This window comes from Streptococcus huangxiaojuni (assembly GCF_040930515.1).
Taxonomy (GTDB): domain Bacteria; phylum Bacillota; class Bacilli; order Lactobacillales; family Streptococcaceae; genus Streptococcus; species Streptococcus huangxiaojuni.
Genome location: NZ_JBFQEG010000008.1, coordinates 65,353 through 76,564, shown reverse-complemented (window position 1 = coordinate 76,564; position 11,212 = coordinate 65,353). Strand labels below are relative to the sequence as shown.

General features: G+C 42.3%; 10 protein-coding genes. 1 reads left to right on the top strand and 9 read right to left on the bottom strand.

The annotated features are described in order from the left end of the window. The first annotated feature begins 367 nt into the window (after positions 1-367). Positions 368-826: a DUF3021 domain-containing protein gene (locus AB3329_RS06345; protein ID WP_368394937.1), complete on the top strand. Its 459-nt coding sequence runs from the start codon at positions 368-370 to the stop codon at positions 824-826. A gap of 133 nt (positions 827-959) precedes the next feature. Here the strand turns inward: AB3329_RS06345 and spx are convergent, their stop codons facing one another. From spx to argR, 9 genes are all read right to left on the bottom strand, one after another. Further along, positions 960-1,358: a transcriptional regulator Spx gene (gene spx / locus AB3329_RS06340; RefSeq protein WP_067064532.1), complete on the bottom strand. Its 399-nt coding sequence runs from the start codon at positions 1,356-1,358 to the stop codon at positions 960-962. Between the two features lie 316 nt (positions 1,359-1,674). Continuing rightward, positions 1,675-2,829, bottom strand: a complete 1,155-nt coding sequence (recA, locus tag AB3329_RS06335) for a recombinase RecA (RefSeq protein ID WP_368394936.1) — start codon at positions 2,827-2,829, stop codon at positions 1,675-1,677. 152 nt (positions 2,830-2,981) lie between these two features. Next, a complete protein-coding gene (locus AB3329_RS06330) occupies positions 2,982-4,241 on the bottom strand; it encodes a competence/damage-inducible protein A (RefSeq protein ID WP_368394935.1) in 1,260 nt (419 codons plus the stop codon). Between the two features lie 116 nt (positions 4,242-4,357). Continuing rightward, on the bottom strand, positions 4,358-4,942 hold the full coding sequence (locus tag AB3329_RS06325; RefSeq protein WP_368394933.1) for a DNA-3-methyladenine glycosylase I: 585 nt from the start codon (positions 4,940-4,942) through the stop codon (positions 4,358-4,360). A gap of 117 nt (positions 4,943-5,059) precedes the next feature. Beyond that, positions 5,060-5,650, bottom strand: coding sequence for a Holliday junction branch migration protein RuvA (gene ruvA / locus AB3329_RS06320; RefSeq protein WP_368394932.1), 591 nt, complete (start codon positions 5,648-5,650; stop codon positions 5,060-5,062). A gap of 13 nt (positions 5,651-5,663) precedes the next feature. Beyond that, the gene (gene mutL / locus AB3329_RS06315; protein WP_368394930.1) at positions 5,664-7,601 is read right to left on the bottom strand and encodes a DNA mismatch repair endonuclease MutL; all 1,938 of its coding nucleotides are present in this window, start codon (positions 7,599-7,601) and stop codon (positions 5,664-5,666) included. 79 nt (positions 7,602-7,680) lie between these two features. Continuing rightward, positions 7,681-10,236, bottom strand: a complete 2,556-nt coding sequence (mutS, locus tag AB3329_RS06310) for a DNA mismatch repair protein MutS (protein WP_368394928.1) — start codon at positions 10,234-10,236, stop codon at positions 7,681-7,683. Continuing rightward, positions 10,226-10,576: a YlbF family regulator gene (locus AB3329_RS06305; protein WP_368394927.1), complete on the bottom strand. Its 351-nt coding sequence runs from the start codon at positions 10,574-10,576 to the stop codon at positions 10,226-10,228. Before AB3329_RS06305 ends, mutS begins: the two co-directional genes overlap by 11 nt. A gap of 9 nt (positions 10,577-10,585) precedes the next feature. Continuing rightward, complete coding sequence (argR, locus tag AB3329_RS06300; RefSeq protein ID WP_368394926.1) at positions 10,586-11,023, bottom strand: arginine repressor; 438 nt, start codon at positions 11,021-11,023, stop codon at positions 10,586-10,588. Positions 11,024-11,212 lie beyond the last annotated feature (189 nt).

Genomic DNA, 11,212 nt, shown 5'->3' with positions numbered 1-11,212 from the left:
CATTTCATTTGGAAGGTCTCCTTTCAATTGGATTTGGAAGTTTTCTTGACTACTGTAAGGTTCCCCAGAAACACCTTGTACCAACAGCCTCGCATAAGAGAATTCTAGTCACTGGCTCAGCTGCCGCATGTACCCTACTAGGTACAGAAGTGAGTGTCGTGGAAACAGCTAGTGTGTTGGAAGTAGGGACAAGGCTTGGGTAACAGACTTTAAAATGAAGTCTAAGCAACAAGGAGAGAAAGAAACAACCATGAGTCCATTCCATGACTCTATTGTTCTGGAAAACCTTGCAATAGTCAAGCTATAAAATTGTTAACACTTGGGATTGAAAATCCCCATAAACTTATTTTACGAGAGGAGGATATTCATGAAACTATTAAAACAAATTATCCCCTCCGCCTTTATTGGTGTAGGAATCGGTACTCTTATCAACTTTATGTTCGCCCTTGTAACAGGCAGTGATTTTAGCTTTGGACTTCCTGCTTTCGTTGAGCAGTTTCATTCAGAAACGTTTGCTGCAGGTCTGCAGATTATAATCTTTGCACTATTGGGCATCAGCCAAGGATTAGCCAGCAATATATTCACGCTTGCTCACTATAAGCAAAATCTTTTAGCAATAAGCATCCTGCATTACCTGCTTATTGTCTTTCCTCTTCTCACGGCGGCTTGGTATTTGCGATGGTTTTCAGCTTCTTGGCCAGCTTTACTTGCTCTGCTGCTCAGTGTCAGCTTTACTTACCTGCTTATCTACATTTTCAACTATCTGTTAATAAGAAAAGATATCCTTGCCATTAATCAAGAATTACGGGAAAACAATGAGACTTGATTATGGCTAGGCTCATAAAATAACTGTCGTCAGCCCTTTCATTAACAGAAATAGAATTCAAAAAGCCCATAAATTCTGCTCTTGCAGGAATAACTCCTGCCTGCAGATTTATGGGCTTTTACTGATTATAGGCTTACAGAGCTGCTCGAAGTCGAGCTTCTGTATTTTCTACATTGCGAATAGAACGCGGCAAAAAGGCACGGATATCATCTTCTTTATAACCTACCTGAAGCCGTTTATCATCAATCAAAATCGGACTTTTAAGAATCCGCGGATTATTTTGAATCAGGTCAATCACTTCACTGACACTTAAATCTTCAATATTGCAATTAAGAGCCTTAGCATAGCGGTTTTTTGATGAAACGATACTTTCAATCCCGTTTTCTGTTTTGGTCAGTATGGCTAAAATTTCTTCTTTAGTCAGTGGTTCTTTTCCTAAATTCTGTTCTTTATAAGGAAGCTGATGAGCGTTAAGCCAAGTCTTAGCTTTTTTACAGCTCGTACAACTTGAAATCGTATAAATTTTAATCATGTTCATTCTCTCTTTCTATCCCATGATAGATACATTGTAACATAGTTCATTAGACAATACATAGGTCTTTGGACCTATTTTTAAAATGAAACATAAAATTAATATTTGACTTCTGATTCTAAACTGAACTTACAGACAGTAAGCGGTAAGAAAGTTTTACGAGGCAAAAAGCGCCGTTATCAGCCTGAATCCGTTAAGACAAAAACTGACCACTCCCATACCAGTACATGAACCAGATCAAAAGACATTAAGTCTATATTCTGTACTTCTAGTTAATTTTTAGGCTCAGGAAAAAACAGTCCAGTGGACTGTTTTTTTACTCTTCAATTTCAATGGTAGCGTCAAGATCCAAGACCAGATCGTCTTCTGTTGTCTCTGATTCAGGTTGTTTTTCGGTCTTTGTTGATGCTTTTGAGTTTTGATCTTCTTCCAGCATACCATATGCTATCCGAACTTGACGATCCACTTCATCAAAAATTTCAGGATGGTCTGACAGAAATTTTTTCGCATTTTCCGATCCCTGACCTATTTTTTCGTTGTTGTAAGAGTACCAAGCCCCAGCCTTTTGAATGATATCCAGTTCACTGGCAATTTTCAAAAGTTCCCCTGTACGAGAAATTCCTTCGCCGTACATGATTTCCACAAAGGCTTCCTTAAACGGAGGAGCTACTTTATTTTTGACAACCTTAATTTTAGTTTCTTTACCAACATTGGTATCTTTGCTGCTGCCTGTCCCTTTAATCTGTGTGTTACCGCGGACATCTAAACGCACTGATGCATAAAACTTAAGTGCCCGGCCGCCTGGAGTTGTTTCAGGGTTGCCAAACATGATGCCGACTTTTTCACGCAATTGATTAATAAAAATGGCAATCGTCTTTGTTTTATTAATTGAAGCTGAAAGCTTGCGCATCGCCTGACTCATCATACGTGCCTGCAGGCCTACATGGCTGTCGCCGATATCCCCGTCAATTTCAGCCCGCGGAACAAGTGCGGCCACAGAGTCTACTACAACCAAATCAACAGCTCCTGAGTCGATCAGCTGCCCGGCAATTTCAAGTCCTTGTTCACCTGAATCCGGCTGAGATAAAAGCAATTCGTCAATGTTAACACCAAGAGCCTGTGCATAAGCTGGATCCAAGGCATGTTCTGCATCAATAAAAGCAGCGATCCCACCTTCTTTTTGCGCCTGTGCCACAGCATGCAAGGCGACTGTTGTTTTCCCCGAGGACTCAGGACCATAGATTTCAACGATACGTCCCTTAGGGTAACCCCCAACTCCAAGAGCGATATCCAGTGCAAGACTGCCTGAACTCATAACCTGAACTTTTTGCTCGGCACGTTCCCCAAGGCGCATCACTGCTCCTTTACCAAAATCTTTTTCAATATTTTTTAAAGCATTATTCAGGGCCTTTTGCCGTTCATCCCCAAATTTTTTAGTAATTTCTTCTGTCTTTTTTGCTTTTTTAGCCAATTTTCTCTCCTTGTTACTAATAAAAGGTTTAGATAATAGTTAAGGGTCAGTAGATTTTCTGAATCGAAAAGCGCTCTTTTCTGCACCGACTTTTCCGGCCTTAAATCCTTGTCAAAACTTTACTTTACCAACCTTAACTATTATAGCAAATTTCAGTCTTTTAATAAAGTTTGGCGTATCAAATTGAAAGCGTTCAGTACTGTGATATAGCGTATGTCCGAACGGCTTCGCTTCCCCAGCTCCAGCTTAAGCGAATAGACTTTTTCTTTACTCGCAAAACCGATAAAAACAGTGCCTGCGGGCTGGTTTTCCAATTCTTGAGGCCCAGCAACACCAGTCAACCCCAAGCCAAAATCCGAAGCAGTCAGTTTCCGAGCTTGTTCTGCCATTTTTTCAGCAGTAAAGGCGCTGACCACACCATGAGCTTGTAAGTCTGCAAGAGGAATTTTCAGCATTTTCGCTTTTTCTTCCATACTGTAGGTTACAAAACCCCCGCTAAAAACCTGCGAAGCCCCGGAAAATTCTGCTAAACTCGCCTGAAACAGGCCGGCTGTAAGGCTTTCGGCCGCTGTTACGGTCTTTCCTTTCTCCTTAAGGAGGTCAAAGGCCGTACGAGCCAAGCTATTATCATCACCATAACCATAGTGTAAGTCGCTCAGACTCACACCATCCAGTGTTTTTATAGCCATAATCCGCTCTTCAAGCTTGTCGAGTTTAAGGCCGGCTGCCTCCTCACTGACTGCTTTAGTGGATAAGCGCAAAGTCACTTCGCCAATTTTTGCATAAGGAGCAATGGTAGGATCAGTCTGATCTTTAATAACATCTGCTAAAACAGTCACCAGCTGGCTTTCACCGATACCGAAGAAACGCAGAACACGTGAGTAGAGCCGTTGATTGTCCTGTGTTAAAAAAGGGACAAGCTGATCTGTAACCATCGGAATCAGCTCACTTGGAGGTCCCGGAAGTACGACGTATGTGACTGCGTTCTGTTTAATGATTCCTCCGACTGCTAAACCTGTTGCATTCTGCAGGGGAACTGAGCCTGCAATCAGCTGAGCCTGTCTCTCATTATTTGGAGTTCTGGTAAACTGGGGGCGTGTTGCAAAAAATGCATCTAAACGCTGCATAGCCTGTTCATCAAACTCCAGATGCCGGCCTAAATACTTTGCCAAGGTCTGTTTCGTCAAATCATCATCGGTCGGCCCAAGCCCGCCGCAAAGTACAACAAGGCTGCTGCGGCTGCTGGCAATATCAATGACAGACAAAAGGCGGTTTTCATTATCGCCGACAACTGTTTGATAAAAAACGTCAATCCCTATTTCAGCAAACTTTTCAGATAAAAATTGGGCATTAGTATTTACAATCTGCCCTGTCAGCAGTTCAGTGCCTACCGCAATAATTTCAGCTTTCATTTAACCACCTTTACTTAATTATTCGTGATTTTTCTTTATATTCTAGCATAAATTTGCCAAAAATAAGAAAGAACTGACTCTAAACCAGTTCTTCATCGCAATAGTTAGCAACCTTTTTAGTGAATAGGGTTAAAGGTGCAGCTCTGTTCATGGTCATTTACTAAGCCTGCTGCCTGAAGAAAAGAATAGACAGCGACAGGTCCGACAAAAGCACAGCCCTGTTTTTTTAATTCTTTAGCTATTTTTTCGGAAAGAGGGGTCTTAGCAGGGGCTTCTTGGTAATCTGAAATCTTGTTATGGATTGTTTTGTTTTCAACAAAAGACCAAATATAGTGGTCAAACGAACCGAATTTTTTTTGAATTTCTAAAAAGGCCTGAGCATTGGCGCGTGTCGCAAAAATTTTTTGGCGGTTGCGGATAACTTCTGGATTTTGCAGAATTTTTTCAAGCTGAGCATCTGTCATTGCGGCTACTTTCTCTATTTCATAAGCAGAAAAAGCCTTCCTGAAAGCTGAACGCTTATTTAGGACTGTTTCCCAAGACAAACCAGCTTGATAGGTTTCCAAACAGAATAATTCAAACAGGGCTCTTTCATCATGTAAAGGTCTTCCCCATTCTCTGTCATGGTAGTCTACATATAAAGGATTACTCATCTTAACCCAGCCGCAGCGTTTCAGCGCCTGACTTCTCTTATCTTCCATTTCTCAACTCCCCGTTTTTTTCTTTGACAGATTTTACTGTCTTGCACTGTGGATTAAGGCCTGCAAATCGGTCCGGTCCTTACTGTACAAAAATACAACTTGTTCCTAGGAACACTGCTATTTCATAAGCATTTTCAGACCGGATTTAATATAGGCTTCTGTTGTTTCGTCTGTTCCTTCAAAAAAGGAGCGGATTTTCTTCAGCTCGCTGGCCTTATAGCCCAGAGCCAGAAGTGCTTCTATGGCCTCGTCAAGCGCAAAATTATCAGATGGACTTTCTTTTTGCGCCTTCCTGCTTTCTGCCGGCTCAGCAGTAAATTTACCAGCAAGATCTAAAACCATTTGCTGAGCTGTTTTTTTCCCGATTTTTGGAAATTTCATTAAGTATTTAATATCATTGCTGTCAATCGCTCTGACCAGCCCTTGATTGTCACTGACGGCAATAATAGCCAAAGCCGTTGTCGGACCGATTCCTGAGACTGAAATCAGGTGTAAAAAGACAGCTTTCTCATCTTCATTATGAAAGCCGTAAAGGAGCTGAGCATCTTCGCGAACAACCAGATGCAAATAAATTTGAATATCTTGATTCACCGCATCTGAAAAACTGTAGGGGTTGGCAACATTAACAATATAGCCGATTCCTCCAGCTTCAACAACGATGTATTTTGCAGTAATTTTTGTCAGTTTTCCTTTGATATAATCGTACATTTTTTTCGCTTTCTTAATATTTCCCCAGCTCCCTTAAGCTGGTATGATTTTCTTGAATTCGCCTGAACATTTTTTCCATATCCGATTTCGTAAAATGGATCAAAACCGGCCGACCGTGCGGACAGTTATAAGGATTTTTACATTGGGACAGCTGAAACAGCAAATCACGTGCGGAATAGTCGTCTAGGGTGTGATTGGCTTTGATGGACCGTTTACAGGACATCATGATAGCCAGTTCAGCACGGTAGGTTTTTACTGAGAGTTCATTTGTCAGCAAAAGCATGTCGCACATCTCATAAACCCCCGATTCAATCTCTTCTTCCTGCATCCAGATGGGGTGTTCCCGTAAGATAAATGTGTTTTCACCGTAAGCTTCCAAATGGATGCCGACCTGATTGAGCATCGGCATCTTTTCTTGAAGGCTGATAAAATCAGCAGCTGAAAATTCAAAGAGATAGGGAACTAGAAGCTGCTGTAAACTGCTGTCAACATCTCCGATTTTTTCACGATAGTATTCATATTTTACACGCTCTTGTGCTGCATGTTGATCGATAATGTAGAGCCCTTTGGCACTTTGTGCAAAGAGATAAGTCCCATGCATCTGGCCAAAATATTCTAACTCCGGAAAATGCGACTGCTCTTCATTGTCCAGCTTATTAAGCAGTTTATTGACTTTTGATTTATTCCTGAAATCTATATCAGGATGTTCTTCATCATAATTTTCAACTGAATTTCGGCTAGCATACCTGACCGTAGAAAGTGTGTCAAGTTCCTTTACAGACTTGTCAACCTCCTCGAAAGGCACAGACGCTTCTTCGATGCTTTCATTTTGCGTAAAAAAGCTTTTCTGATACTGCTTATCCTGTGCTTTACTCTGCTGTAAAGACAGGCTGGTCTGTTCAGGTTTAAAAGCTGTATGTGTACTGGATTTGGCCAGATTTTCAAGTGCATCAGGAATCAGATCATGCTCACTAAGGCTTTCTGCAATGGCTGAACTAATCAGCTGCATCAGTTCACGTTCTTTTGAAAGACGGACTTCTTGCTTAGTGGGGTGGACATTAACATCTGCTAAGTAAGGATCGATCTGGATATCAATCACAGCAATCGGAAAGCGGCCAACCATAAGTTTAGAGCCATAACCGGACAAAATAGCACGGTTAAGGAGAAAATTTCTGATATAGCGGCCATTGATAAGGATAGTGATATAATTGCGGTTGGCACGGGTCAGCTCTGGCAGGCTGACGAAACCGGATACTTCAAAATCCAAATCCGCATTCGAAATTTCCACCATTTTTTTAGCCGTATTCAGACCATAAATACCAGCGATAGCCTGACGCAGATCGCCTGCACCTGCTGTCTTAATCAGCTGTCGCCCGTCACTGATCAAAGTAAAAGCAATTTCCGGATGGGCCAGACTGAGACGGTTGATTACATCAACAATATGAGCCAGCTCCGCCTGTAAACTTTTCATATATTTAAGACGGGCCGGTGTATTGAAAAAGAGATTTTCAACAGTTACTTTCGTCCCTGCCGGTGTGGAAATGGGCTCTTCCTTTTCGATTTCACCGCCTTTAGCAACCAAAAGGGTGCCGTGTTCTACTGATGCAGTCGCTGTTTTCATAGTAAAAGTACTGATAGAGGCAATGGAAGGAATCGCTTCCCCCCGAAAACCCAGCGTCCGTATACGAAAAAGATCTGCCTGATTTTTAATTTTGCTGGTTGCATGGCGCTGCAGGCTCAAAGCGACATCAGACTGCTCAATCCCTTCACCGTTGTCTGTCACTTGAATTTTTTTGAGGCCAGACTCTTCGATTTCAATAACAATCTGTGTACTGTCAGCATCAATAGCATTCTCAGCTAATTCTTTAACAACACTGGCCGGCCTTTCAATCACTTCACCGGCGGCAATTTGATTAGCTAAAATTTCTGGTAATTCAATAATTTTTGACATGTTTTTCCTCACTTAGTAATAACCATTAAAACAGTTTCAGCAGATGAACTCCAGTCAACAGAACTAAATCAGCTCGAGGCTACAGCATTTTTTGCAGTTCAAAGAGAGCGTTCATAGCTTCCATTGGTGTAAGGTTGACAACATCAAGGTTCTGCAGGCTTTGGACAAGGTCTTGATGGGAATTTTCTTCTGCAAATAAGCTTAGCTGTCCTGCCTGTACCTGAGAAGACGGACTTTCATCAGACCCTTTTTCTGACAAAGGAATATGGGCTGCATCAGCTTCCAGATTTGTTAAGATATTATCTGCTCTTTTTAATAAAGTTTGAGGCAGGCCGGCAATTTTAGCAACATGAATTCCATAAGATTTATCAGCTGGGCCGTCAGCAATTTTATGCAAAAAAGTCACTTCGCCATCTCTCTCCAAAGTCGTAACATGGACATTGACAAGATGAGGCAATTCATCAGCCAGCTCTGTTAACTCATGATAGTGAGTGGCAAACATTGTTTTAGCACCAATATGATGATGAATATACTCAATAATGGACTGGGCTAAGGCCATCCCATCATAAGTTGCTGTTCCTCGCCCTAATTCATCAAAGAGGATCAGAGAATGTGCCGTTGCAGCTTTTAAGGCCTGATTAGCTTCCATCATTTCCACCATGAAGGTTGATTGACCGGAAATAAGGTCGTCTGCCGCACCGATACGTGTATAGATTGCATCAAAAATCGGCAAATCAGCCTTATCAGCAGCGACAAATGCTCCCATCTGGGCCATGATAACGGTCAAAGCCAGCTGGCGCATGTAAGTTGATTTCCCGCTCATATTCGGTCCTGTAATGAGCTGAATATGCGTTTCTCTATCAAGATTGATGCTGTTTGGGATGTACTCCTGTGCTCCCATAACATTTTCAATCACTGCATGACGGCCGTTTTCAACAGCAATTGTTTGTTCACCGTTAAAGCGCGGCCGCACGTAATGGTTATTTTCGGCAACAGTTGCTAAACTTTGCAGAACGTCTACTGTCGCAAGTGCCCGAGCCAGGCTTTGCAGCCGTGAGATATAGCTTTCAACTTGCCTGCGGATACGCATAAAAATCTCATATTCAAGATTAGCTGATTCTTCACGTGCTTCCAGCATTTCCCCTTCAATTTTTGCAAGTTCGGCTGTCCCAAAGCGCTCAGAATTTTTTAAGGTTGCTTTGCGAAAGAAATGATCGGGTACTAAGGAGAGGTTGGAATTAGTAACATGGAAATAATAACCGTCTTTTCTGTTGTAATCAATCTTGAGGTTAGTGATACCGCTAGCTTGGCGTTCTTTGTTTTCAATATCAGCAATCCAACCTGTGCCTTCACGTATAACCTTACGGTATTTATCCAGTGTCTCATCAAAACCAGTACGAATGATATTGCCTTCTGTAATGATGGCTGAAGCATCTGGATCAATAGCTGAGCTGATAAGACTTTCTAATTCCGGCAGAGTGTCAACTTGCTTGACAATCTTGTCAACCTCAGGAGACTGAAAGCTTTCTAGAATCTTTTTTATTAAAGGGACTTGAGTTAAAGTGTGACCCAGCTGCAGTAAATCTTTAGGATTAGCTTTCCCAAATGAAACACGGCTGGCTAGGCGCTCAATATCATAGACTCCTTTTAGACTGTCAGTCAGGTCGCTCCGCTCAAAAAAAGAATCCAGAAAGACCTGAATAATATTCTGCCTTTCTAAAATAGCTTTGCGGCTCACCAGCGGCCGATCAATCCAGCTGCGCAGCAGACGCATCCCCATAGCTGTCTTTGTTTTATCTAAAAGCCAGTAAAGGCTGCCATGTTTTTTCCCGGTTCTGGCATTTTCTAAAAGGTCTAAACTAATCTTACTAGTGTAAGACATTTGCAGATAGTTTTTAAATTCATAATGGATTAGCTGCTGTAAATGGCTGAGCTCACGTTTTTGTGTCTGCTGGATATACTGAAGAAGTTTTTCTGCGGCAGAAATTTCAAGCGGTGACAGGTCGGCATCAATCAGATGAGGAGCTTGCAGTCTTGTCTCCTCCTGTGATAATAAAAGATTCATCTGCTGAGTCAGTACCTGTTCCTCATGCTGGGGTAAGTCATAGCCGATAACCAGTTCACGCGCTTTGAGATTCAGAATTTCACTGCGGACGCTGAAAAAATCAGTCATCAGAGTGGCATAAAACTCACCTGTGGATAAATCCATGTAGGCTAGGCCAAAGTCAGCGCCATCTGAATCAAGGGCTACTAAAAAATTATTAGCACTGTCCGGTTTGGCGGAATCGACAACTGTTCCCGGTGTGATGACCTGAACGACCTCCCGTTTCACAACACCAACCGCCTGCTTGGGATCCTCCATCTGTTCAGCTATAGCCACCTTGTGACCTCTCTCAACAAGGATGTCAATATATTGCTGGGCAGAATGATAAGGAACACCCGCCATAGGAATCGGCTGATCAGCATTCTTGTTGCGGCTGGTCAGGCTGATTTCTAGGATTTGTGCAGCTTCGACAGCATCATCATAAAACAGCTCATAAAAATCTCCCATCCTAAAAAGCAAAAAAGCATCTGGATATTCTTGCTTAACATCCAAATACTGCTGCATACCTGGAGACAGTTTTTCACTTGTCATCAATTAACTCCTTGTTAATCTTTTCCTCTAAAGTCTTGGTAATATACTGCAGAAGGTCGCTGGCATCCTGCATTTTCTCCCGGTAATCCTGAACAACAGGCAAACGAGACAGCTCCTGTTCCAGCTCATCGGCTTTGTAGCCAGCTTGTGATGCAGCCTGGTCTTTTTCAATTTTTTGAAACAAAACAGCATCTTGCTGGTAGGCCTTCATTTTATGAGCCAGACGCTCCAGCTCAGGCAGTTCTTTAACATGCTGTTCGGCTTTTTGGAAGGCCTGAACACTGTCGTGTTTGCGAACAGCTGTCAGCAATTTTTCTACAGATTCCTCAAATTGACGCATAGCCATCACTCACAAACCTGCCAGCAGATCCTGTTCAAAGGCTGCAGCCACAGCACTGTCCCTGCAGATAAGAAGCAGTGTATCGGCTCCTGCAACCGTCCCCAGCAAATCAGAGAGCTGGGCACTGTCAATAAGATTGGCCAAAACATCAGCCTCCCCTAAATTCGTATGCAGCACTAATATAAACTCTGCACGCGCTACCTTTAGAATATAGGAGCGAATAACGGGAGTAAAGCGGCTGGCCGAGGAACTTGACAAAGTGTAATAGAGTTTTCCGTCAGCATCACGGCGTTTGAGAAGACCGATTTCACGCAAATCACGGGAAAGGGTGGCTTGAGTAACCCGTATTCCTTCAGCTTGCAGGGCTGTTTTTATCGCTTCCTGTGTACTGATGTGGCCTGTTTGAATAAGCTGTCTGATCTTAGCTTGTCTTTCTGTTTTATTCATTCATCTTCCTTTTAACTGTCTGTTTGTACTTAAAATTATAGCAAAAAAACCCGAATATTTCAGCTATCCTTTTTGCTCTCACCAAAGAGGGGCAGAAAAGTTTTTATGCATGCTTCAGCTTGATTTTCAGCCTGAGCAGGCGTTTAAGACTGAAAATTATTAAAAACCAGCATCTCCCTCAATATCAGT

Bases quoted from the DNA above. Each gene is read 5' to 3' on its own strand.
- AB3329_RS06345 (WP_368394937.1), top strand. From the start codon at position 368: ATGAAACTATTAAAACAAATTATCCCCTCCGCCTTTATTGGTGTAGGA.
- spx (WP_067064532.1), bottom strand. From the start codon at position 1,358: ATGATTAAAATTTATACGATTTCAAGTTGTACGAGCTGTAAAAAAGCT.
- AB3329_RS06330 (WP_368394935.1), bottom strand. From the start codon at position 4,241: ATGAAAGCTGAAATTATTGCGGTAGGCACTGAACTGCTGACAGGGCAG.
- AB3329_RS06325 (WP_368394933.1), bottom strand. From the start codon at position 4,942: ATGGAAGATAAGAGAAGTCAGGCGCTGAAACGCTGCGGCTGGGTTAAG.
- ruvA (WP_368394932.1), bottom strand. From the start codon at position 5,650: ATGTACGATTATATCAAAGGAAAACTGACAAAAATTACTGCAAAATAC.
- mutL (WP_368394930.1), bottom strand. From the start codon at position 7,601: ATGTCAAAAATTATTGAATTACCAGAAATTTTAGCTAATCAAATTGCC.
- mutS (WP_368394928.1), bottom strand. From the start codon at position 10,236: ATGACAAGTGAAAAACTGTCTCCAGGTATGCAGCAGTATTTGGATGTT.
- AB3329_RS06305 (WP_368394927.1), bottom strand. From the start codon at position 10,576: ATGCGTCAATTTGAGGAATCTGTAGAAAAATTGCTGACAGCTGTTCGC.
- argR (WP_368394926.1), bottom strand. From the start codon at position 11,023: ATGAATAAAACAGAAAGACAAGCTAAGATCAGACAGCTTATTCAAACA.